The organism is Martelella sp. FOR1707 (assembly GCF_053484265.1).
The window spans coordinates 479,307-502,662 of the sequence record NZ_JBAKFP010000003.1; the positions used below are offsets into that span (position 1 = coordinate 479,307).

Here is a 23,356-nt window from a genome sequence, read left to right on the forward strand (position 1 = left end):
GGAATGCCTGTTTACGCCGAAAGGATCAACCCGCAAAAACCGACCAGCCGGTGCGCGCCGCCAGCATTTCCAGCGCGACGGAACCGAGCGCGGGGTTGCCGGTGGCATCCAGCCCCGGCGACCACACCGCGATCGAGGCCTTGCCGGGCGCGACCGCCAGAATGCCGCCGCCGACGCCGGACTTGCCGGGAAGACCGACCCGGAAGGCGAAATCGCCGGAGCCGTCATAATGGCCGCAGGTCAGCATCAGCGCGTTGATGCGGCGCGCCCTTCGCGGCGAGACCACGGAAAAGCCTGTCAGCGGATTGGTGCCGTGATTGGCGAGGTAAAGCCCGGCATGTGCAAGCTGGACGCAGTTCATCATCAGCGCGCATTGATGAAAATAGACGCCAAGAACATGATCGACCGGGTGGTGGATGTTCCGGAAGCCACGCATGAAATTGGCAAGTGCGAAATTGCGGAAACCGGTGCGCTGTTCCGATTGCGCTACCTTCTCGTCGATCGACAGCGTCTCGTCATTGGCGATGAAATGCATGAAGCGCAGAAATTCGCCGATCGCCTCGCGGGGCGCGTGGCCGGCAAGCACGATATCGGACACCACGATCGCGCCGGCATTGATGAAAGGATTGCGCGGTATGCCGTGCTCGTGCTCAAGCTGGACAATGGAATTGAAGGCGGAGCCCGAGGGCTCGCGCCCGACCCGTTTCCAGATCGCCTCGCCGACCTTGCCGAGCGCCAGCGTCAGCATGAATACCTTGGAAATGCTCTGGATCGAAAACTGCGTCTCGGCGTCGCCCGCCAGATAGGTCTTGCCGTCGATGGTGGTGATGGCGATGCCGAACTGATCGGGGTCGACCTTGGCAAGCTCGGGAATGTAGTCGGCCACCTGGCCTTCGCCGGCGCGCGGCTGGAGCTCGCGCACGATATCGTCAGCAATGGTCTGCAGGTTCATGCCGGTCATCTCCCTTCAAAGCATTTCATGATCGATGACGCCATCCCATCCCCGCGCCAGGGCGGCAGGACCGCTGCATAGAGAAATCGGCGTCCGCGGTAAACGCCGATTTTCCCCGTAGTGTATTGGAATTCACCGCTGGATGAGAAGCCGCTCGGGCTCAATTGAATTTTCGATATATCGTATCTTGCAATTTTCTCCAGAAATTATATCTTTAGATATATCGTAAACAGCAGGAGCACTCATGATGAGACAATTTGAAGAGCATCGGTCGCACGATCCCCGCGCAGGGTTCCGCGAATATATGATGATGGCGCGCGGCGGCGGCGGTTTCGGTCGGGGCGGCTTCGGCGGTCCGTTCGGTTTCGGCGACGGCGACGGTCCCGGCAGGCCGGGCCGCTTTCTCGGGCAGGGGCAGATTCGCCTTCTGGTTCTCCACCTGATCGGGGAGGAGCCCCGCCATGGCTACGAAATCATCAAGGCCATCGAGGAAATGAGCGGCGGTTTCTATGCGCCGAGCCCCGGCGTGATCTACCCGACGCTCTCCTTCCTTGAGGAAGGCGGCTATGTGGCGGCCACCGAGGACGGAAACAAGAAGCGCTATGCGATCACGGAGGAGGGCAGCGCCTATCTCGCCGAAAACATGTTCGAGGCATCCATGGCGTTGAAGGCGCTGTCGGCGATCGGCGACAAGATGAAGCAGCGAAAAGAGCGTCACAAGGCCGAAGCCGGCCCCGAACTGCCGCGAAGCGTCGACGTCGCGATGCTGAACCTGCGCGAGGTGATCGCCCGCAAGCTGGATGATGACCCTGCCGCCGCCAGCGACATCGTCCGCTCCCTCCTGGAGTTCACGGCTCGCTACGAATAGTCTTCGCGGAATTTCGATATAACGAAAGATATAACCCGGCGCTCTCGCCGGGTTATTGCCTCATGTGGCGAATTCTAAAACCGCCGCGCCAATTCCAGAAGTTCGGCATCCGACAGCGGCGCGATTTCGCTTTCATGGGTGGAGACCGGCGAGAAGCCGAATTGCTGGTAGAGCTGGAGCGCGCGCGGGTGGTCGAGATTGTTGGTCTCGGTGATCACTTTCTCGGGCTGATCGGCCCAGATCGCCTTCAGCGCCTGCAGCAGGAACCATTTGCCGACGCCGAATCCGAGCGCGCGTTCGAACAGGCCGAAATGCACAAGTCGCGTAACGCTGTCATCCTCGCGGTGGTATTCGTAAAAGCCGGCCGGCGCGCCCTCGAGATAGAACACGGTCACCGTTGTGCGGTCATTGTGGATGGTGGCGGCCAGATCCTCGTCGCTCATGCGCACCCGGTCGACCCATTCCCAGCGGGTGCCGACTTGGCGATAGAGAAAACGGTAATAGGCAAGCGGAATTTCCGGCACCCGCATCAGCGCGATATGAAGGTTCGACGGCGCCAGCATATGGGCCTTCGGCGCAGCGGTCATTTCAAGCCGGGTGACGTGAACCGGGATCGATGTTGTCTTTTTTTTCGGCATCGCGCTCAGGCCTTTCCGGTCGCGACGGGCGTATCATCGCGGCTGCCCCATTCCGACCACGAGCCGTCATAAAGCGTATTGTCCGTGTGGTCGAGGGTTTCGAGCGCGAGCGTGATGATGGCGGCGGTGACGCCCGAGCCGCAGGTGGTGACCACCGGCTTCGAAAGGTCGATGCCGGCCTCTTCAAACATCGCGCGAAGCTCTTCGGGCGACTTGAACCGGCCGTTTTTTGCGAATGTCGAGGATGGCAGGCTTTTCGCGCCCGGCATATGGCCGGATCGCATGCCCGCGCGCGGTTCCGGCTCCACGGCCTCGAACCGGGCGGCGCTGCGCGCATCGGCGATCTGCCGGCTTCCGGAGGCAACGATATCGCGCATGTCTTCAAAAGAGGTAACGCGGTGCGGTTTGGCGTCGAGCTTGAACTTCGCCGGCGCGGGCGAGGGAGCCCCTTTCTCCTGGGCGCGGCCCTCGTTGCGCCAGCCGTCGAGGCCGCCATCGAGAACGTAGACGTCGCTGGCGCCCATCATCCTGAGCATCCACCACAGGCGAGGCGCGGCGAAATAGCCGGGGCCGTCATACACCACGATGGTGTGATCGCTGCCGACGCCGAGGGCTTCCATCTCGCCGGCAAAGATTTCCGGCGAAGGCAGGGTGTGCGGCAGGCCGGAGGAGGTATCGGCAATCGCATCGTGATCGAAAAACACCGCGCCCGGCAGGTGGCCGGCCAGGTATTCGGCCTTCGGATCGCGGTTGTGGGCCGGCAGGTACCAGGAGGCGTCGATGACGGAGAAGCCGGGCTTGCCCAGCCTTTCCTCGACCCATTCCGGCGAAACGATAAAATTCATCTGGCGACACTCCTCATGCGATGATCTGTATGCGACGACCTATGCATCAAACCGTATACGAAAACGGCGGTTCTCGCGGCCCTTCTTTTCGATCTTGCCGATATGGATGCCGCCGACCTCGCCGGTTGTGCGCACATGGGTGCCGCCGCAGGGCTGGCTGTCCACGCTGGCATTCGCGCCGATCGCGATCAGCGAGATCCGGCCCATGCCCATCGGCGGGCGGACATTCTTCGATTTCACGATGTCGGGATTGGCGGCCAGATCCTCATCCGTGATCCACTGGACGTAGACCGGGTGGTTTTCCTCAACCAGCTTCATCATTGCTGCGGTGACCGCGTCCTTGTCGATTGTCTCAGACATGTCGAAATCGACGCGCGATTCGTCCTCGCCAACGGAGGCGCCGGTAATGGGGTAGGGACAGACGACGGAGAGCAGGTGGCAGGCGGTGTGCATGCGCATCAGTTTGAGACGCCGCGGCCAGTCGATCTCCAGGCGCAACCAGTCGCCGACGACGGGCATCGCCTCGCCGTCTGCCGGTACATGCAGGATGATGTCCTTGGTCTCGCCGTGTCGGGTAACGGCAAGCGCGATCGTCGAACCATCGGTGCGCCGGGCAATGCCGGTATCCCCCGGCTGGCCGCCGGAGGTTGCGTAAAAACAGGTGCGGTCGGTCTCGAAAGAACCGTCCTCATGCACTGCCGTGACCACCGCATCGCAACTTTTAAGGGTGAAATCGTTGCGGAAGAGGGCATCAACAGGCATGGGTTACTTTCTATTCAAACGGAGCGGAAATCTCCGTTTTCCGGGTCAGCCATTGCGGCAGCGGCAGCCCTTTATCCTTCAGGAATTCCGGGTTGAAAAGCTTCGACTGATACCGGTTGCCATAGTCGCACAATATGGTGACGATGGTGTGGCCGGGGCCGAGCTCGCGCGCCAGGCGAATGGCGCCCGCTATATTGATGCCCGATGAGCCGCCGAGGCACAAGCCCTCATCCGTCACCAGATCGAATATCAGCGGCAGCGCCTCGCTGTCGGAAATGCGGTAGGCGAAGTCCGGGGTGAAGCCTTCCAGATTGGCGGTGATCCGGCCCTGACCGATGCCCTCGGTGATCGAGCCGCCCTCGCTCTTCAGTTCGCCATGGGCATAGAATTCGTAAAGCGCTGCCCCTTCCGGGTCGGCGATGCCGATCTTGACGTTCTTGTTCTTTGCCTTGAGGCCGATCGCCGTGCCGGCAAGCGTGCCGCCGGAGCCGACGGCGCAGATGAAACCGTCGACCTTGCCGTCGGTGTCGCGCCAGATTTCCTCGGCCGTGGTCTCGATATGGGCATTGCGATTGGCGACGTTGTCGAACTGGTTCGCCCAGATCGCGCCGTTCGGGTTTTCCCTGGCGAGCTTCTCGGCAAGCCGACCGGAGAGTTTTACGTAATTGTTCGGATCGCGATAGGGTTTGGCCGGCACCTCGACCAGTTCCGCGCCGAGCAGACGCAGCGCGTCCTTCTTCTCCTGCGCCTGGGTCTCGGGGATCACGATCACGGTCTTGTAGCCGAGCGCGTTGGCGACCATGGTCAGCCCGATGCCGGTATTGCCGGCGGTGCCTTCCACGATCGTGCCGCCGGGCTTCAGCAGGCCTCGTTTCTCGGCATCACGGATGATGTAGAGTGCCGCGCGGTCCTTGACCGACTGGCCGGGATTGAGGAATTCGGCCTTGCCGAGGATCGTGCAGCCCGTCGCCTCCGAGGCGGCGCGAAGCTTCACCAGTGGCGTGTTGCCGATCAGGTCGATGACGGAGGAATGCGTGGTCATGATCTCGCTTTCAATTTTTCCGTACTTGTGCCGCCGGGGTGGCTATTTGCCAAGGATTAGGTTTGCGTGAGGAGGTGTTCTCGCGCAAAGCGATTTCAGTTTTTGACCGCCTCAAAGGCGGAAAGTGCGCGTTTGCGCGCTGCCTTGTGGTCGACCAGCGGCTTGGGGTAGGTCTTGCCAAGTGTTACGCCCGCTTCCTTCAGCATGTCGTCAGGCGCGTCGAACGGGGCGTGGATGTGTTTCTTCGGCATTTCCTTCAGCTCCGGCACATAGGCGCGGACATAGTCGCCGGCCGGATCGAATTTTTCGCCCTGAAGGGTCGGGTTGAAGATGCGGAAGAACGGAGCCGCATCCGCGCCCGAACCCGCGACCCATTGCCAGTTCGCGGCATTGGAGGCGGGATCGGCGTCGACCAGCGTATCGCGAAACCATTTCTCGCCGCGCCGCCAGTCGATCATCAAGTCCTTGATCAGGAAGGAGGCCGCGATCATGCGCACGCGGTTATGCATGTATCCCTCGCGCCCGAGCTGGCGCATGCCGGCGTCGACGATCGGGTAGCCGGTCTGGCCTTTGGTCCAGGCGGTAAACGCTTCCTCGTCGTCCTTCCAGCCGAAATCATCGAAGCGCCCGTTCCAGTTCTTCTCTGCAAGGTCCGGCGCATGAAACAGCAGATGATGGCAGAAATCGCGCCAGACGAGTTCCTGCAGGAATTTCTTCCTATTTTCCGCGGATATCGATTTTGCTGCATTGATGCGATGCCAGACCGTCGCTGGCGAAATCTCACCGAGCGCCAGATGCGGGGAGAGCATCGAGGTCGCCTGCCGGTCCGGCCGGTCGCGCTTTTCGGCGTAATCCTGCACGACATCGTCAATGAAATGGTCGAGGCGCTCGATCGCGCCTTCCTCGCCCGGCTCCCAGATCTCGGAAAAACCTGCCGCCCAGTCGGGCTTTGCCTCGTAGAGCTTCCAGTCCTTCACACTCTCGGATTTGATTTTTTTCGATATGCCCCCAAGGCTGTTCGGGGCATCGACAGGATCGGGCACATGCTGTTCCGCCGAAAACGCCTTCCAGAACGGGGTGTAGACCTTGTAGGGACCGCCCGACTTGGTCTTGAAGTTCGAAGGCTCGTGCAGGATCTGGCCGGCAAAGCTCTTGACGGTGATCCCGTCATCGTCCAGCGCCTTTTTTATCGTCTTGTCGGCGCGAATGCCTTCTGTGCTGTAGCGCCGGTTCCAGACGACGGTCTCGGCGCCGGTTTCCTCGATCAGCGCGCGCAAAACCTTCAGCGGGTCGCCGCTCAGCAAAACCAGCGGCGCGCCGAGATCGTCATAGCGCTCCGACAGTTTCTCCAGCGAGCGCTCCAGCCACCAGGCCTGTGCCGCGCCAAGCGGGCCATTGCCATTGTCCTCGCGGATATAGACCGGCACCACCGGTCGGCCGTCGGCCGAGGCTTCGGCAAGCGCGCGGTTGTCTGCAAGGCGCAGATCATTGCGGATCCAGTAAACTGCCGGTTTGGCCATAGTCCCTCGTCATCCGTTCGTTTCGCGGATGATGTAGGGCACAGAAAGCGGATGGCAAAGGCCGTCATGCAAAGCGCTACGGGCTCAGTCGATGAACTCGACCGTTGTGCCCGGTGACACCATGTGTGCGAGTTCATTCGCATCCCAGTTGGTCAGCCTTACGCAGCCATGGCTCGAGGTCTTGCCGATCTTGTCGGGATCGGGCGTGCCGTGAATGCCGTAGCTCGGCTTCGACAGCGCGATCCAGACATTGCCGACGGGCCCGTTGGGACCGGGATTGATCGTCAGCACCTGATTGTTGTCGCCCTGCTTGAAGTTCTTGTGCGGATTATAGGTGTAGTTAGGGTCGATCGCGATCCGCTCCACCGAGACGGTGCCGGAGGGCGAGGGGGTGTCGGCCGAGCCGATCGTGGCCGGATAGGCAGCGACCAGCACGCCCTCGGCGTCATAGGCGCGCAGCTGCTTGCGTGCCTTGTCGGCGAGGATCTTCGTGACCTTGGTCTTGTCCGGTTTGCCGACGCTCGTGACCTTGATCGTGGTGCCGGGCCGGGAGAAGTCGGCATCCGGGTTCATCTTCTTCAGGAAGCCCTCGTCCATATGGAATTTCTCGGCGAGCATTTCGGTGACGGAGGTGTAGGACATCTCCGGAAGCTCGGCCTTTTCGGCGTAGTCGGACGGGATGGCCGCCACATAGGGACCGGCGGCATCCGTGGCGGTGATGGTATAGGTGGTGAACGGCAGGCCGCCCTCCAGCGATAGCGCCTGCATGATCTTTTCGCTGTCGGCGACGGGATCGAGCCTTTCGCCGGTGGCCTCGGCATAGGCGTCCAGCGCTTTCCGGACATTGTCGCCCATCAGCCCGTCGATGACGCCTGGCGAAAAGCCCTTGCGGTCGAGAAACACCTGGGTCGCGACCACGTTCATATCCGGCTTGGCGGGCGTCTTGGCAACCGGAGCGCCGGTTTCCGGCCGGTCGGGCGTCGCGGTCTGCGGCGCTGAAGGAAAATCATTGGCGGGCGGCGGCGGGTAGGCGTTCTGATTGCCAAAGTCCCGGCTCCAGCGGGCCCGGCCGTTCGTGCCGAACGGGCGCTCGCCCCAGCTGTTGCCGCGCTGCCAACCCTGGTCGAAGCCCTGATTGGTATTGTAGCCGGCATTTTCCGAGCGGTACTCATCCGCATAGAATTCCGTCGCAACGAGGCTGCCATTGGCATCGAGCAGGATCTGGCGGCCATTGGCATCGCGGCTCAGGACCACGCTGCCGGCTTCCGGCACATAGTCGAGCATTGCGCCATCGGGCGCGATCAGCAGAATCTGCCGGCCATCCCTGTAGAGCGGCTCATGCGCCTGGGCCGGCGTAACGGCGGATGCCGCCGCCAGCGCCAGACAGAAGGGAATGGTGTACAATCTCGCTTTTCGCATGTCTTCGACCGTGTGAGCGTTATAATCGGCAAAATCCTTGCCGGATTCGTTTTGGGATGGATTCAAAGCCCTGGAGAATGAACGTCGGCTGAACCGGCAGGTTTCATTATCTTACAAACGTGGTTAAATTTGGTTTTATGACGGACGTATCATGATCGATTTCAGCATTCCCGACGGCCCGGCTTTTCAACTCGATCCGACATCGGTTCTCGATATCGGCGGCTGCGTTGTGGCGGGCGTCGACATCGCGCCGAAACGGGCCATTCCAGATGATGGCGATCCGCGCATCGACCACTCGCTGGAAGGATTTCTGTTCACCTGCGGGCCCGAGCATATCCGTCATCCCGAGCCCGTCGAGGGCGAGGAGGGGCGTTTCTATCCGCTGCACGGCTCCGCCTCCGCCAATGCTGCCGTCGTCAAATCGCTGGAGACCGGTCCGGCGGGCGCCGAATGCATTGCGGCCATTCCTGTAAAGACTGCCAATGGCGGCGATATGCTGATCGAGCGCCGCTGGACGCTGGATGCTGCGACCGGCGAACTGAGCCTTGCCGATACCGTGATCAACCGCTCCGAGACGGCGCTGCCGATCATGATGATGTATCACATCAATTTCGGCGCGAAGCATTTCGATGACGGCGTGCGGCTTGAAGGCGCCTCTCTGCCCGAGGGCGCGCTGCCCTGGCGGTTCGGCGAGGGCGATCACGGCATCTTCTGCGTGCCGGCGGAAAGCGGCGAGGACGGCTGGTCGACGACGCGGCTTGGCCCGATCGCGGCGCTCGGCGGGCGCTCCTTCGTGCTTTCCGTCGATACGGCGACGCTGCCCTATCTGCAGATCTGGCGCAATCAGGAAGCGCCGGCGCATATTCTCGGCATCGAGCCGGTTTCCCACCGCTGGACCTCGCGGCGCAAACTTGCCGAAGCCGGCGAGCTGGAGCCGGTTGAGCCGGGCGGCTCGAAGCGATTTTCGCTCAAAATTCGTTTCGAATAGCCAGGTCGTCCGCCATCTTGCAAATCGTCAGAATCTTCTTAGTTTCTGCGGACCAAACGCAACAAGGATAGCGCCATGAATATCCGCCCGATCGATGAATTTTATGCCGTAAGCCCGCAGATCACGCCCGACCAGATCGCCGAGATCAAGGCGGCGGGGTTCAAGTCCATCGTCTGCAACCGGCCGGACGGCGAGGAGCCGGGGCAGCCGGCCGTTGCCGAAATCAAGAAGGCGGCCGAGGATGCCGGGCTTTATTTCGCCCATGTGCCCGTCGGCGGCATGGGGCTCACGCCCGACGCCGTGACCGGCATGGTCGATGCGCTGGATGACATGGAAAAGCCGGTGCTGGCCTATTGCCGCTCGGGTGCGCGCTCGACCCGGATCTACGAGGAGGCCAAGCGTCTGCGCGGCTGAGTTTTGATAATCAGGGCGGTCCCGTCGGGCCGCCCTTTGTTTCTGCATGCAAAAGAAAGTGAATGCGATGACGGTAAAACGTATCAAGCCCGGCCCCCTGATGTCCGGCGCGGTTGTCCACGGCAACACGGTCTATCTTTCCGGCCAGACCGGCGAAGGTCCCGATGTAACGACGCAGGCGAAGGAATGCCTTGCCAAGGTCGACGCACTTCTGGCCGAGGCCGGGACCGACAAGTCAAAGATCCTGCAGACGCTGGTCTATCTGAAGGATATGGGCAATTTCGCCGAGATGAACGCGGTCTGGAAAGATTGGGTCGATCCGGCAAACACGCCCGCGCGCGCCACCAGCCAGGCCGAGCTTGCCGCGCCGCATATCCTCGTGGAGTTCACGGTGATCGCTGCTCTGGACTGATCGCGGTGCCGTTTGCCGCCGGAATGGCCTGGTGCACATCCAGGCCATTTTTCGGCGGCGCGTATTAGAACTGTTCAGCCGGCAGGCTATTCTGCGCCGGTTCAGCTTGGGGAGATCGGGGGACATGAAAATCAGGGCAGCATTGATCGCAATAGCGATGATGGCAAGTGCGGCGACGCCGACGATGGCGCGCGGGACCGCGGCGATCCTGGCCGTCAGCTGGCAGCCTGCCTTCTGCGAAGGCCATCAGGACAAGCCCGAATGCAAGAGCCAGACGGAAAGCCGCTTTGATGCCGGCCATTTCTCGCTGCATGGGCTCTGGCCGCTCGGCGAGAACTATTGCGGCGTTACGGCGGACGTTCGCGCGACTGATGAAAACGGCAACTGGAACGCCTTGCCGGCGCTCACGCTGAGCGATGACCTTCGCAAAACGCTGGCGAAGGTGATGCCGGGGACGCAATCCAATCTCCAGCGCCACGAATGGGTAAAGCACGGCACCTGCACCAGGTTCACGCCGGAAAACTACTTCCAGACGTCTGTCGACCTGCTTGAGCAATTGAACGGTTCGGAGGTCGCCAGGCTGTTTCAGGCGAACATCGGCAACGAACTCTCCGCCGATGAGATTGCCAAGGCTTTTGACAGCGCATTCGGGCGTGGGGCGAAGAATCGCATCAAGATCAGCTGCGTTGCCGATGGAGATCGTCAGTTGATCGACGAGATCACGATCGGCCTCTCCGACAAATATGCGCCGGGGACGTCGCTGGAAGACCTTATACAGGGCGCGGGCAGGACCTCGATCGGTTGCGACGGCGGGATCGTCGACCCCGCCGGTCTGCAGTAAAGTTCAGAGCGTGCGGCTCTGGGCGCGGGCATCGTCTTCCTTGCCGGCGCTGCGCAGATGGCGCTGTTTCGGGCGGATGGCGTTGCGCACCCGCTTGATGCCCTCGACGGAAAGCGCGATATTGCCGGCGACCGCGATTTCCTCGCGCATATAGACCTCGCCGGTGAGCCGGGCCTCCTCGCCCTTGACGGTGACGTGCACTTCGCTGGCATCGAGCAGGCCGGAGGAGGCCAGTTCGCTGGCGATCTCATCCTCCCTGCGGGCGTCGGGATTCCATTCCTCGGTGTCTTCAACCGGTTCGCCATAGAAAGCCGCTTTTTTCAGTACCATTGTCGCTTCCTTCCAAATGCCGTTTCAATTCTAAAGCCTTAAACGTCTGACGAGGCTGATTGTTCATTTCATGACGTCTTTGTGACGGCGGCGGCAATTCGGGAAGGCGCATTGTTTCCTAAGCCGGTTTCGCATACATAGCGGCCCAAGCATCCAATTGACGGGAAGCAGGAAAGATATGGCACGACAGTTCATCTACCACATGGCCGGGCTCAAGAAGGCCTATGGCGCCAAGAAAATACTCGAAGACATCCACCTGTCGTTCTACCCGGACGCCAAGATCGGCATTCTCGGCCCGAACGGCGCGGGTAAGTCGACCGTGCTGAAGATCATGGCCGGCCTCGACAAGGAATGGACGGGCGAGGCCTGGCTCGCCGAAGGCGCGACGCTCGGCTACCTGCCGCAGGAGCCGCAGCTCGATCCGACAAAGACCGTGTTCGAAAACGTGATGGAAGGCGTCGCCCACAAGAAGGCGATCGTCGACCGCTACAACGAACTGATGATGAACTATTCCGACGAGACGGCGGACGAGGGGGCGCGTCTTCAGGACGAGATCGACGCGCAGAACCTCTGGGACCTTGAAAACCAGGTCGAGATGGCGATGGACGCGCTGCGCTGCCCGCCCGGCGACGCGAATGTTGAAAATCTCTCCGGCGGTGAAAAGCGCCGCGTCGCGCTCTGCCAGCTCTTGCTGCGCCAGCCCGACCTGCTGCTGCTCGACGAGCCGACCAACCATCTCGACGCCGAGACCATCGCCTGGCTGGAAAAGCACCTGCGCGAATATCCGGGCGCGATCCTGATGGTCACCCATGACCGCTACTTCCTCGACAATGTCACCGGCTGGATCCTCGAGCTCGACCGCGGCCGCGGCATTCCCTACGAGGGCAATTACTCGGCCTATCTGCAGGCCAAGGCCAAGCGCCTTGCGCAGGAAGCCCGCGAGGAGGGCAGTCGCCAGAAGGCGCTGTCGCGCGAGCAGGAATGGATTGCCTCGAGCCCCAAGGCCCGTCAGGCCAAGTCGAAGGCCCGTATCCGCGCCTATGACGAACTCGTGGCATCCGCCGAAAACCGTCGCCCGGGCGATGCCCAGATCATCATTCCGGTCGGCGAGCGTCTCGGCAATGTGGTGATCGAGGCCGAAAACCTGTCGAAGGCCTATGATGGCCGCGTGCTGTTCGAGGACCTGTCGTTCAAGCTGCCGCCCGGCGGCATTGTCGGCGTCATCGGCCCGAACGGCGCTGGTAAGTCGACGCTCTTCAAGCTGATCACCGGTCAGGAAAAGCCCGATACCGGCGATATCCGCATCGGCGAAACCGTCGATCTCGGCTATGTCGACCAGAGCCGCGATTCGCTCGATGGCAACAAGAATGTCTGGGAAGAGATTTCCGGCGGCAATGACATCATCAAGCTCGGCAAGTTCGAGATGAACTCGCGGGCCTATTGCGGCGCGTTCAACTTCAAGGGCGGCGACCAGCAGCAGAAGGTCGGAAACCTCTCCGGCGGCCAGCGCAACCGCGTCCATCTCGCCAAGATGCTGAAATCCGGCTCCAACGTTCTTCTTCTCGACGAACCGACCAACGACCTCGACACCGAGACGCTCGGCGCGCTCGAGGATGCTCTGGAAAACTTCGCCGGCTGCGCCGTGGTCATCAGCCATGACCGCATGTTCCTCGACCGCCTCGCCACCCACATCCTCGCCTTCGAGGGCGACAGCCACGTGGAATGGTTCGAGGGCAACTTCGAAGACTACGAAGCCGACAAGATCAGAAGGCTTGGGCCGGAAAGCGTGAACCCGAAACGGGTGACGTATAAGCGGCTGACGCGGTAATTAGTCCTGAAGCTTTGCGGTACTGGAAATCATTGCCGCAAAGCCACCCAATCTTCTCGCCCCAGCGGGGAGAGATGTCGCGACAGCGACAGTGAGGGGAGAGAGTATCCCCGCGAACGCCCTCACGGCTTGAAATGCCGCGCCACCCTCACTGCCCCTGTCGGGGCATCTCTCCCGCCAGCGGGAGAGAGTATTGGGAGCAAGCCGATCTGCTTCAGACAACACGCCTGCTCTTTCGAGCAAGCTGTCCTCGCAGCCAATCCGCTCACTAACCTAACCGCTTCCGCTGCCGTCCCGCGATATCCTGCACGAACTGCCACGCCACGCGACCCGAACGGCCGCCGCGGGTGGTGGCCCAGGTCAGCGCCTCGGCGTGGAGGGTTTCAGGGGTGCCTTCGAGGCCGAAATGGGCGGCGTAGCCGTCGATCATCGCCAGATAATCGTCCTGCGAGCATTTGTGGAAGCCGAGCCAGAGGCCGAAGCGGTCCGACAGCGAGACCTTTTCCTCGATCGCTTCTGACGGGTTGATCGCGGTGGAGCGCTCGTTTTCGATCATGTCGCGCGGCATCAAATGGCGGCGGTTGGAGGTGGCGTAGAGCAGCACGTTTTCCGGCCGCCCCTCGACGCCGCCATCAAGCGCCGCCTTCAGCGATTTGTAGGCGGCGTCGTCGTGATCGAAGGAGAGGTCGTCGGAAAACAGCAGGAAGCGGTGTGAGGAAGCCTTGATGATCTCGAGCAGGTCGCCGAGCGTGCCGATATCCTCGCGGTAGAGTTCCACCAGCTTGAGCGGCAATTTGTGTTCGGCGATGATGGCGGCGTGAACCGCCTTCACCAGCGAGGATTTGCCCATGCCGCGCGCGCCCCACAAAAGCGCGTTGTTGGCCGGAAAGCCTTCGGCGAAGCGCAGCGTGTTTTCAAACAGGATGTCGCGGACATGATCGACGCCGCGGATCAGCGACAGATCGACGCGGCTGGGGCTTGCGACCGGCGCGAGGTAAAGCTGCTCCGGCTTCCAGACGAAGCAATCGGCGGCGTCGAGATCGTTTTCGCGCGGCTGCGGGCCGGACAGGCGCTCCAGCGCATTGGCGATCCGCGTTACCTCTGCAAGGAGCCTGTCTGTCGTCTCGGTGTTCACGTCGTTCTCCTATGCTATCCGTCATTGCCGCCCAGATTTCCGGTTTCGGCAGCCGATGCAAGGTCGATTCCCGGGCAAAATGGCCACTAAAGCGCAAAAAGCATCGGTGTTTCTTAGGCTATTGTTGCATTGGACAGGGCTCCGACTATATACCGGCGACACGTTTGCGGGGGTGGGCCCCGTCTTGACGCCGGGCGTGGCCCTGGTTCTGGTTTGAGGAGTTTTGAACACGATGTTTAGCACGGCTTACGCCCAGGCGGCAGGCGCCGCAGGTCCGTTCGGTTCCGGCATGGAAATGATCTTCCTGTTCGTGCCGCTGATGGCGATCTGGTATTTCCTGCTGATCCGGCCGCAGCGCCGCCAGGCCAAGAAGCGCCAGGAAACGCTGGCCGCCATCCGCCGCGGCGATCAGGTCGTCACCGGCGGCGGCATTGTCGGCAAGGTGGTCAAGGTCATCGACGACAACGAGCTTGAAGTCGAGATCGCCGACGGCGTGCGCATCCGCATCATGCGCGCCTACGTCTCCGACGTGCGCGTCAAGGGCGAGCCGGTGAAGACCGAAGACGCCAAGTCCTGATTTCATTACGGCCGAACCGTGAAAAAGCCCGGTTCGGCCGTAATTCTATTGCATGCCTTCGGCCCGAGCGCCGAAACAGAGGCGGGACCTTCCGGGTTGCCGCCTGCTTCGTGAAACCGACGAACCGAGACCTTCATGCTGTATTTTTCCCGTTGGAAGACCTTCTTCATCTGGCTAGTCGTTGCGGTGGGCATCGTCATCGCTTTGCCGAATATCTTCAGCGACCAGCAATTGTCGAAGCTCCCGGGATGGATGCCCGACAGCAAGATCACGCTCGGCCTCGACCTTCAGGGCGGCTCCTACATCATGCTGCAGGTCGATCGGGATGACATCGTTACCGACCGGCTGAACACGCTGGTAGACGATGTGCGCGCCGATCTGCGCGAGGCGCAGGTGCGCTATACCGGACTTTCCGGTACGGGCGACAGCGCCCAGGTGCGGATCACCGATCCGGCGCAGTATGTGGAAGCCGAAACCGCGCTCGAGCCGCTTGCCGAATATGTCAATGCCGGCACGCTCAACGGCGGCACCTTCCAGGAAGTCACGATGGATGATGACGGCAACGGCCTCATCCGCCTGACGCTGACGGAACAGGGCATCGATTACCGCATGCGCTCGGCCGTCGAACAGTCGATCGAGGTGATCCGCCGCCGCGTCGATGAGCTCGGCACCACCGAGCCGCTGATCCAGCGACAGGGCGACGACCGCATTATCGTGCAGGTGCCGGGCCTTGACGATCCGCAGCGCCTGAAGGCGCTCTTGAACAAGACCGCGAAACTGACCTTCCACATGGTCGACACCACGACCTCGGCGCAGGATGCGATCGAAGGACGTCCGCCGGCGGGCACCGAAGTGCTCTACTCGATGGACGATCCGCCGGTCCCCTATGTGATCGAGAAGCGCGCGCTGATCTCGGGCGAGGACCTGGTCGACGCCAAGGCCGCCTTCGACCAGCGCACGAATGAGCCGGTGGTCAATTTCCGCTTCGATTCGCGCGGCGCCCAGCGCTTCGCCCAGGCGACCCAGCAGAATGTCGGCCGCCCCTTCGCGATCGTGCTCGACGACCAGATCGTTTCCGCGCCGGTGATCAATGAGCCGATACTTGGCGGGTCGGGCCAGATTTCGGGCAATTTCACGGTTCAGGGCGCGAACGACCTTGCCGTTCTGCTGCGCGCCGGCGCGCTGCCGGCAACGCTGACGGTGGTCGAGGAGCGGACGGTCGGTCCGAGCCTCGGCGCCGATTCGATCCGCGCCGGCGTCATGGCATCGGTCATCGGCGCTGCCGCCGTGGTCGTGTTCATGGTCGCCTTCTACGGCATGTTCGGCCTCGTCGCGAATATCGCCCTGTTCTTCAACATCGTGCTGCTGCTTGCGCTGCTCAGCGTTATCGGGGCAACGCTGACATTGCCGGGCATTGCCGGCATCGTGCTGACGATCGGCATGGCGGTGGACTCCAACGTGCTGATCTACGAGCGTATCCGAGAGGAACGGCGCAATGGCCGCAGCATCGTGCAGGCGGTGGATGCCGGCTTCTCGCGCGCCTTCGGCACCATCATTGACGCCAACCTGACGACGCTGATTGCTGCCGTCATCCTGTTTTTCCTCGGCTCGGGTCCGGTGCGCGGCTTCGCGGTGACGCTGGCGATCGGCATCATCACCACGATCTTCAGCGCCTTCTATCTGACGCGCTGGATGATTGCCGAATGGGTTCGCCGTAAGCGCCCGAAGGAACTGCCGAAGGGCATCCGCACCGGCATGTTCGACGGCATCAATTTCTCGTTCATGAACTTCCGCCGGGTCACCTTCATCATCTCGGTCGTGCTGGTCATCGCGTCGGTCGTCGGCTTCGGCACCAAGGGTATGAATCTCGGCATCGACTTCACCGGCGGTTCGGTGGTGCAGGTTGAGGCGAAGTCCGGGCCCGCGAACCTTTCCGAAATTCGCACCACGCTGAACGAGCTGAACATCGGCGCGGTTCAGGCCCAGGGCTTCGGCTCTGACAAGGACGTGCTGATCCGCATTCCGGCCCAGGACGGCGGCGCGAATGCCGAGCAGAGCGCGATCACCAAGATCCGCTCCGCGCTGGAAAGCGACTACACCTTCTCGCGCGTCGAGGTGGTCGGTCCGGTTGTCTCCGGCGAACTCAGCCGCTCGGCGACCATCGGCGTGCTCGCCTCGCTGATCGCGATCCTGATGTATATCTGGTTCCGCTTCGAGTGGCAGTTCGCCGTCGGCGCGATCATCGCGACAGCGCATGACGTGATACTGACCATCGGCGTATTCGTGCTGACGGGGGTCGAGTTCAATCTCACCAGTATCGCGGCGGTGCTAACGATCGTCGGCTATTCGCTGAACGATACGGTGGTGGTCTATGACCGCGTCCGTGAAAATCTGAGGCGCTATCAGAAGATGCCGCTGCCGGAGCTGATCGATATCTCGATCAACCACACGCTGTCGCGCACCATCCTGACGGCGGTGACGACGATGCTGGCGCTGGCGGCCCTCTACGTCTTCGGCGGCGAGGTGATCCGTTCCTTCACCTTCGCCATGCTGTTTGGCGTGGCGATCGGCACCTTCTCCTCGATCTATATCGCGGCCCCCGTGCTGATCGCCTTCAAGTTGCGCCCCGACACCTTCAACAAGAAGGACGAGGGCGCGCCCGAGGAGCAGGGCACGGTGGAGACGATCTGACGATATGGCGCGCGGCATCGAAATACGCGAGGCGCATTTTCCCGGTCGCGCGCCGATCGACACTTACGGCAATGGCGGCTTCCGCTTTGCCGACATGTCGCATCGCGGCTCGCTTCTGTGCCTGCCATCCGGCATCCACGGCTGGGATGTGACCTCGCCGCAGGAGATGGCGGTGGAGACGTTCGAGCGGGTGCTGGCCGAGGCGGACGGAATAGAGGTTCTGCTGGTCGGCACGGGCCTCGACCTTTCGCTGCTCCCGCGTCCGTTGAAGGAGGCGCTGAAGGCGCGCGGCATTGTCGCCGACCCGATGAATACGGGTGCGGCGGTGCGCACCTACAATATCCTGCTGGAGGAATCCCGCGCGGTGGCCGCGGCGCTGATCGCGGTATAGTTCCAAGCGACCTCGCCTTGATACCGGAGAAACCATTGGCCGAAGCAAAACAAGGGCCGGATCCGCTGCTCGCCGAGCTTCGCGAGGCCGATCGCGATCGCTATCTCGCGGTGCTGCTTTCGCCGGCGGAACACCGGCCGGCGCTGACGGCGCTCTATCTGTTCAATGCCGAACTGGCGCGCGTGCGCGAGCGGATCAGCGAGCCGCTGCCGGGCGAGGTGCGCCTGCAATACTGGCGCGATCTGCTGGAGGGCAGCGGTCATGGCGAGAGCCAGCGCAACCCGCTGGCCGCCCGGCTGCTGCAGACGCTTGAGGCATACCGCCTGCCGGCCGCGCCGCTGATCGGCATGAGCGAGGCGCGGATATTCGATCTCTATGACGATCCGATGGGCAGTCTTTCAGATTTCGAGGGCTATGCCGGCGAAACCGCCTCCGCCCTGATCCAGCTTGCTAGCCTGGTGCTCGACAGCGAAAAGGCCGCCGCTTCGTCCACCGCGGCCGGCCATGCCGGCGTGGCGCAGGCGGTGGCGGGTTCGCTGCTCCTGATGAGCCGGCATCGCGCCAACGGCCAGGTCTTCATTCCGACCGAAATCCTGTCGGCGACCGGGCTCGACCGCGAATCATTCCTGATCGCCAGCGACCGCGACCGGGTGGGCAACGCGATCCGCGCCTTTGCCGGGTTCGGTCGCTCCCATCTGGAGAAGTTCGACGCGGAGGGGCCCGTCGCAAGGGAAATCGCGCCGGCCTATCTGCCCATGGCGAACTGCAAGAACATTCTTGTAAAGGCGGAACGTTTGGGTGAAACTGTGCTCGATATTTCAATCCAGCCGCCACAGTGGAAGAGGCAGTTCGCAATGATGCGCTCTTTGCTGTTTCGTAAGTTTTGATTTATATAGAAGCGTCGACCTTGGGTTCTCCTGCCGGTTCCGGGCACAGGCTTTCAACCATCCAGCATTTCCGTCCGGAGGGCAGGGCGCGCGTGATGCAGCAGCAGAGGAAATGGGCGCATGGAAACTTGGATATGGGTCGCAATCGCCATTGCAGCCGTCGTCGCAGCCTATTATTTCCTGCTCCGTCCCAAGAGCCAGCCCACCGCGTCGGACGTTTCGGTCGACGAGACCTATAAGTGGGCCGCGAGCGAGTTCCGGCGCAGCTATCCCGATGAAAAGGTTGCCGCCGTGATCGGCGACAAGGAGATGGAAACCTTCTTCCTGCGGCTCGCCGATGGCAAGGTCGGCATATACCGCTCAAGGCGCGGCAAGGGCCAGGCGATCATCGTGGTGCAGAGCGAATATCGTCTCAGGGCGCTGCCGGAGGCGAACGGCCTTCAGGTGGATTATCCCGAGGCGGATTTTTTCAGCGGCAATTACCTGTTCCAGACCGAACAGGATGCCGCCGACGTTTCCACTTGGATGCTCAACGCCCGCTGAGACCTGGCAGGCTGCCTCTCAGCTCTCAAGCCACACCTTGCAGGCAGTGAGTGCGCGCGTTGCCATGAGCTGCTTCTTGACGCTGGATTTCGCCTTGCCGCGCGGCTTCTTGCCGGTCTCGGGATCGATCAGCGCGCCGGGTTCGAGTTCCGGAAACAGGCCGAAATTGACGTTCATCGGCTGGAACGAGCGCTTGCCGCCTTCCTCCTGATGGGCGAGATGCCCGCCGGTGACATGGCCGAGCAGCGCGCCAAGCGCGGTTTCCGGCGGCGGGACGACCGGCGTTCTGCCAAGCCGCTCGGCGGCGGCGAAACGGCCGGCGAGAAGGCCGATGCCGGCGCTTTCAACATAGCCCTCGCAGCCGGTGATCTGGCCGGCAAAACGCAGGCCCGGCCGGCCCTTCAGCACCAGCGTGCCGTCGAGCAGCACCGGCGAATTCAGATAGGTGTTGCGGTGGAGGCCGCCGAGCCGCGCGAATTCGGCCTCCGCCAGGCCGGGGATCATCTGCAGCACCTCTTTCTGCGCGCCATAGCGCAGCTTGGTCTGGAAGCCGACCATGTTGTAGAGCGTGCCGAGCGCATTGTCCTGGCGAAGCTGGACGACGGCGTAGGGCTTGACACTGGGGTTATGGGCATTGGTGAGGCCCATCGGCTTCATCGGCCCGTGGCGCAGGGTCTCGCGGCCGCGCTCGGCCATCACCTCGATCGGCAGGCAGCCGTCGAAATAGGGCGTGCCCTCCCATTCGCGGAAATCGGTCTTGTCGCCGGCGATCAGCGCGTCGATGAAGGCATTGTACTGCGCCTCGTCCATCGGGCAGTTGATATAGTCCTTGCCCGTGCCGCCGGGACCGATCTTGTCGTAGCGCGACTGGAACCAGCAGATATCCATGTCGATCGTGTCGCGATAGACGATCGGGGCAATCGCGTCGAAGAAGGCCAAAGCCTCGCTGCCGGTTCTTTCCTGAATGGCTTCGGCGAGCGCCGGCGCGGTCAGCGGCCCGGTGGCGATGATCGCCTGGTCCCACTCTTCCGGCGGCAAGGCCGCAATCTCCTCGCGCACGATAGTGACCAGCGGATGGTCGGTCAGCATCGCGGTCACGGCGGCGGAAAAGCCGTCGCGATCGACCGCCAGCGCGCCGCCGGCCGGCACCTGGTGGGTATCCGCCGAGGCCATGACCAGCGATCCGGCAAGGCGCATTTCCGCATGTATCACGCCCACGGCATTACTGGTGGCGTCGTCGGAGCGGAAGGAATTGGAGCAGACCAGTTCGGCAAGCCCGTCGGTCTTGTGGGCGGCGGTCTCGCGCACGCCGCGCATTTCGTGCAGGATGACCGGGATGCCGGCATTGGCGATCTGCCAGGCGGCCTCGGAACCGGCAAGGCCGCCGCCGATGACATGAATGGGTTTGTGCTCGGACATCTGTGCCTCAATCGTTTTGCTATTTCGGGCCGTCAGGGCGCGCGCCGTGGCGCGGCTTCGAATGCCCTTGCACATGCCAGATGCCGCCGTCGCCGTCGAGGTCCGGCGGGCAGAAATCGCCGGAAGCGCCGGGCGGAAAATTCTTGTCCCCCGTCAAACACGCGACATCTTTTATGAGGTAGGCTGTTGAAAGGCGCTTTGCAATTGTCAAACTATTGGAAGGGAAGCAATGCCCGACGGATTTCGGCTGCCGGCGCAAGGCGGCGTCAAGCCTGACGGGCTATCCGATCTAAAAAGCTTTGCCGCAGTGCGAGAAAAACTTGACTTATATCATGTCGCGGGCGGCGAGGTTGCGGGATACCGATAGCGGTTCAGAATGACCTTCCACTTGAAAGGGGAAATCGACATGGAACAGATTACGCCTGATGCCACTCGGAATATTCTCGGGCAGGACGAGCTCGATCTGATGAACAGATACTGGCAGGCGGCCAACTACCTGTCGGTCGGTCAGATTTATCTGATGGACAATCCCCTGCTGAAGGCGCCGCTTGCAGCCGAACATGTGAAGCCGCGCCTGCTCGGTCACTGGGGCACGACGCCCGGCCTCAACTTCATTTACGTTCATCTCAATCGCATCATCAAGGAACATGATGCGGACATGATCTATATCGCCGGCCCCGGCCATGGCGGCCCCGGCCTTGTCGCCAATGCCTATCTCGACGGCACCTACACGGAAATCTATCCGGAGGTCACCGAGGACGAGAAAGGGATGCAGAAACTGTTCAAGCAGTTCTCGTTCCCCGGCGGCATCCCGAGCCATGTGGCGCCGGAAACGCCCGGATCGATCCATGAGGGCGGCGAGCTCGGCTACGCGCTGGTCCATGCCTTCGGCGCGGCTTATGATAACCCCGACCTGATCGTCGCCTGCGTCGTCGGCGATGGCGAGGCCGAGACCGGTCCGCTTGCCGCTTCGTGGCATTCGAACAAGTTCCTGAACCCGATCGTTGACGGCGCGGTGCTGCCGATCCTGCATCTGAACGGCTACAAGATCGCCAATCCGACCGTGCTCGCGCGCATGAAGAAGTCGGACCTGACCGATCTTTTCACCGGCTATGGCTACGAGCCTTTCTATGTCGAGGGCGACGATCCGGAATATATGCATCAGCGCATGGCCGAGGTCATGGAGGATTGCTACGCCCGCATCCGCGAAATCCAAGAAACGGCGCGGGCCGACGGCACGATCTACGAGATGCCGCGCTGGCCGATGATCATCCTGCGCAGCCCCAAGGGCTGGACCGGGCCGAAATTCGTGGACAACAAGAAGGTCGAGGATTTCTGGCGCGCCCATCAGGTGCCGATCGCCGAGGCGCGCAAGAACGGCGAGCATCGCGCGGAACTGGAAGAATGGATGCGCAGTTATGCGCCGGAGACGCTGTTTGACGAAAACGGCCGGCTCGTGCCGGAACTGAAGGCGCTCGCGCCGGAAGGCAACCGCCGGATGAGCGCCAACCCGCATACCAATGGCGGCCTGTTGCGCAAGGAGCTGAACATGCCCGACTTCCGGGCGCTCGCCATTGATGTGAAGCAGCCCGGCGAGGTGATGGCCTCGGCGACCAAGCATCTCGGCATGCTGCTTGCGGAGGTCATGAAGCTCAACAAGGACGAGCGCAATTTCCGCCTGATGGGCCCGGACGAAACCGCTTCGAACCGGCTTCAGGACGTGTTCACCACGACCGACCGTGTGTGGATGGCCGATATCCTCGAATATGACGAGGGCATCGCCCGCGATGGCCGGGTCATGGAAGTGCTGAGCGAGCATCTGTGCCAGGGCTGGCTGGAAGGTTACCTGCTGACCGGGCGTCACGGCCTGTTCTCGTGCTACGAGGCCTTCATCCACATCATCGATTCGATGTTCAACCAGCACGCCAAATGGCTGAAGACCACGCGGACGATGGAATGGCGCAAGCCGATCTCGTCGCTGAACTATCTCCTGACCTCGCATGTCTGGCGTCAGGACCATAACGGCTTCAGCCATCAGGACCCGGGCTTCGTCGACCATGTCGTCAACAAGAAGGCGGATGTGGTGCGCACCTATTTCCCGCCGGACGCCAACACGCTGCTGTGGGTCGGCGACCACATCCTGCGCACCTATAACCGCGTCAACGTGGTGGTCGCGGGCAAGCAGCCGAGCCCGCAATGGCTGTCGATCGAGGAAGCGATCGTGCATTGCGAGGCCGGTCTTGGCGAATGGCGCTGGGCGAGCAATGTACCTGAAGGCGAGGAGCCCGATGTGGTGATGGCCGCCGCCGGCGACGTGCCGACCCTGGAAATGATGGCCGCCGTTGACCTTCTGCGCCAGAAGCTGCCGGAAATGAAGGTCAAGGTGGTCAACGTCGTCGACCTGATGGCACTACAGCCGAAGGAAGAGCATCCGCACGGATTGCGCGATGCCGATTTCGACGCGATCTTCACCGAGAACAAGCCGGTGATCTTCGCCTATCACGGCTATCCGTGGCTGATCCATCGGCTCGCCTATCGCCGCCACAACCACAACAACATCCATGTGCGCGGTTATGTGGAAGAGGGGACCACGACGACGCCGTTCGACATGGTTGTCCTCAACCGCCTCGACCGCTACCATCTGGCCATCGATGCGATCGAGCGGGCCGGCGGGTTCGGCGAACGGGGCGCCGCGGCGATCAACTACCTGAACGACATGCGCGCCAAGCACCACGATTATGTGCGTGAGCATGGCGAGGACATGCCGGAGATCGCCGACTGGAAATGGCCCTATCCCAGGGGCTGATCCGGGGACCAGACAACACGCATGCCGCCGCCGGAACGGGCGGCGGTG

General features: G+C 62.1%; 22 protein-coding genes. 12 read left to right on the forward strand and 10 right to left on the reverse strand.

Annotated elements, in window-relative coordinates; genetic code table 11:
• Positions 1–25: 25 nt before the first annotated feature.
• Positions 26–952, reverse strand: coding sequence for a glutaminase (locus tag V6765_RS10125; protein WP_448428311.1), 927 nt, complete (start codon positions 950–952; stop codon positions 26–28).
• 247 nt (positions 953–1,199) lie between these two features.
• Between V6765_RS10125 and V6765_RS10130 the strand changes: the two genes are divergently transcribed.
• The gene (locus tag V6765_RS10130; RefSeq protein WP_448428313.1) at positions 1,200–1,820 is read left to right on the forward strand and encodes a PadR family transcriptional regulator; all 621 of its coding nucleotides are present in this window, start codon (positions 1,200–1,202) and stop codon (positions 1,818–1,820) included.
• Between the two features lie 74 nt (positions 1,821–1,894).
• Here V6765_RS10130 and V6765_RS10135 read toward each other — a convergent pair whose 3' ends face one another.
• The 6 genes from V6765_RS10135 to V6765_RS10160 all read right to left on the reverse strand — a co-directional run bounded on the left by V6765_RS10135 (position 1,895) and on the right by V6765_RS10160 (position 8,046).
• The gene (locus V6765_RS10135) at positions 1,895–2,458 is read right to left on the reverse strand and encodes a GNAT family N-acetyltransferase (RefSeq protein ID WP_448428315.1); all 564 of its coding nucleotides are present in this window, start codon (positions 2,456–2,458) and stop codon (positions 1,895–1,897) included.
• Positions 2,459–2,463: 5 nt separating this feature from the next.
• Positions 2,464–3,303 carry a 3-mercaptopyruvate sulfurtransferase gene (sseA, locus tag V6765_RS10140; protein WP_448428317.1) on the reverse strand — a complete coding sequence of 280 codons (840 nt, stop codon included), beginning with the start codon at positions 3,301–3,303 and terminating at the stop codon, positions 2,464–2,466.
• A gap of 39 nt (positions 3,304–3,342) precedes the next feature.
• Positions 3,343–4,065: an alanyl-tRNA editing protein gene (locus V6765_RS10145; protein ID WP_448428318.1), complete on the reverse strand. Its 723-nt coding sequence runs from the start codon at positions 4,063–4,065 to the stop codon at positions 3,343–3,345.
• A 10-nt stretch (positions 4,066–4,075) separates the two neighbouring features.
• The gene (locus V6765_RS10150; protein ID WP_448428319.1) at positions 4,076–5,107 is read right to left on the reverse strand and encodes a cysteine synthase A; all 1,032 of its coding nucleotides are present in this window, start codon (positions 5,105–5,107) and stop codon (positions 4,076–4,078) included.
• Positions 5,108–5,202: 95 nt separating this feature from the next.
• Positions 5,203–6,627: a cryptochrome/photolyase family protein gene (locus V6765_RS10155; RefSeq protein ID WP_448428321.1), complete on the reverse strand. Its 1,425-nt coding sequence runs from the start codon at positions 6,625–6,627 to the stop codon at positions 5,203–5,205.
• 84 nt (positions 6,628–6,711) lie between these two features.
• On the reverse strand, positions 6,712–8,046 hold the full coding sequence (locus V6765_RS10160; RefSeq protein WP_448428323.1) for a L,D-transpeptidase: 1,335 nt from the start codon (positions 8,044–8,046) through the stop codon (positions 6,712–6,714).
• Positions 8,047–8,197: 151 nt separating this feature from the next.
• Between V6765_RS10160 and V6765_RS10165 the strand changes: the two genes are divergently transcribed.
• The 4 genes from V6765_RS10165 (at position 8,198) to V6765_RS10180 (ending at position 10,701) form a co-directional block, all read left to right on the forward strand.
• Positions 8,198–9,034: a DUF4432 family protein gene (locus V6765_RS10165; protein ID WP_448428325.1), complete on the forward strand. Its 837-nt coding sequence runs from the start codon at positions 8,198–8,200 to the stop codon at positions 9,032–9,034.
• 75 nt (positions 9,035–9,109) lie between these two features.
• Positions 9,110–9,448, forward strand: a complete 339-nt coding sequence (locus V6765_RS10170) for a TIGR01244 family sulfur transferase (RefSeq protein ID WP_448428327.1) — start codon at positions 9,110–9,112, stop codon at positions 9,446–9,448.
• A gap of 67 nt (positions 9,449–9,515) precedes the next feature.
• Positions 9,516–9,860: a RidA family protein gene (locus V6765_RS10175; protein WP_448428329.1), complete on the forward strand. Its 345-nt coding sequence runs from the start codon at positions 9,516–9,518 to the stop codon at positions 9,858–9,860.
• Between the two features lie 124 nt (positions 9,861–9,984).
• Entirely contained in the window at positions 9,985–10,701 is a 717-nt protein-coding gene (locus tag V6765_RS10180) for a ribonuclease T2 family protein (RefSeq protein WP_448428331.1), read from the forward strand.
• 3 nt (positions 10,702–10,704) lie between these two features.
• Here the strand turns inward: V6765_RS10180 and V6765_RS10185 are convergent, their stop codons facing one another.
• Complete coding sequence (locus V6765_RS10185; RefSeq protein ID WP_448428333.1) at positions 10,705–11,031, reverse strand: BON domain-containing protein; 327 nt, start codon at positions 11,029–11,031, stop codon at positions 10,705–10,707.
• Between the two features lie 178 nt (positions 11,032–11,209).
• Here V6765_RS10185 and ettA point away from each other — a divergent pair, with 178 nt between their 5' ends.
• Positions 11,210–12,859: an energy-dependent translational throttle protein EttA gene (gene ettA / locus V6765_RS10190; protein WP_448428335.1), complete on the forward strand. Its 1,650-nt coding sequence runs from the start codon at positions 11,210–11,212 to the stop codon at positions 12,857–12,859.
• 268 nt (positions 12,860–13,127) lie between these two features.
• On the opposite strand, the gene V6765_RS10195 is transcribed toward ettA, so the two are convergent.
• Positions 13,128–13,994, reverse strand: coding sequence for an ATP-binding protein (locus V6765_RS10195; RefSeq protein ID WP_448428337.1), 867 nt, complete (start codon positions 13,992–13,994; stop codon positions 13,128–13,130).
• A gap of 232 nt (positions 13,995–14,226) precedes the next feature.
• On the opposite strand from V6765_RS10195, the gene yajC reads away from it, so the two are divergent.
• The 5 genes from yajC to V6765_RS10220 all read left to right on the forward strand — a co-directional run bounded on the left by yajC (position 14,227) and on the right by V6765_RS10220 (position 19,083).
• A complete protein-coding gene (gene yajC / locus V6765_RS10200; RefSeq protein WP_448428339.1) occupies positions 14,227–14,571 on the forward strand; it encodes a preprotein translocase subunit YajC in 345 nt (114 codons plus the stop codon).
• A gap of 135 nt (positions 14,572–14,706) precedes the next feature.
• A complete protein-coding gene (gene secDF / locus V6765_RS10205; protein WP_448428341.1) occupies positions 14,707–17,262 on the forward strand; it encodes a protein translocase subunit SecDF in 2,556 nt (851 codons plus the stop codon).
• 4 nt (positions 17,263–17,266) lie between these two features.
• Entirely contained in the window at positions 17,267–17,653 is a 387-nt protein-coding gene (locus tag V6765_RS10210) for an Mth938-like domain-containing protein (RefSeq protein WP_448428343.1), read from the forward strand.
• 35 nt (positions 17,654–17,688) lie between these two features.
• Positions 17,689–18,540 (forward strand): phytoene/squalene synthase family protein, encoded by an 852-nt coding sequence (locus V6765_RS10215; RefSeq protein ID WP_448428346.1) that lies wholly within the window; start codon positions 17,689–17,691, stop codon positions 18,538–18,540.
• 120 nt (positions 18,541–18,660) lie between these two features.
• The gene (locus V6765_RS10220; protein WP_448428348.1) at positions 18,661–19,083 is read left to right on the forward strand and encodes a hypothetical protein; all 423 of its coding nucleotides are present in this window, start codon (positions 18,661–18,663) and stop codon (positions 19,081–19,083) included.
• A gap of 18 nt (positions 19,084–19,101) precedes the next feature.
• Here the strand turns inward: V6765_RS10220 and trmFO are convergent, their stop codons facing one another.
• Positions 19,102–20,502, reverse strand: a complete 1,401-nt coding sequence (trmFO, locus tag V6765_RS10225; protein WP_448428350.1) for a methylenetetrahydrofolate--tRNA-(uracil(54)-C(5))-methyltransferase (FADH(2)-oxidizing) TrmFO — start codon at positions 20,500–20,502, stop codon at positions 19,102–19,104.
• 406 nt (positions 20,503–20,908) lie between these two features.
• Between trmFO and V6765_RS10230 the strand changes: the two genes are divergently transcribed.
• Complete coding sequence (locus V6765_RS10230) at positions 20,909–23,308, forward strand: phosphoketolase family protein (protein ID WP_448428352.1); 2,400 nt, start codon at positions 20,909–20,911, stop codon at positions 23,306–23,308.
• The last annotated feature ends 48 nt before the right edge of the window (positions 23,309–23,356 follow it).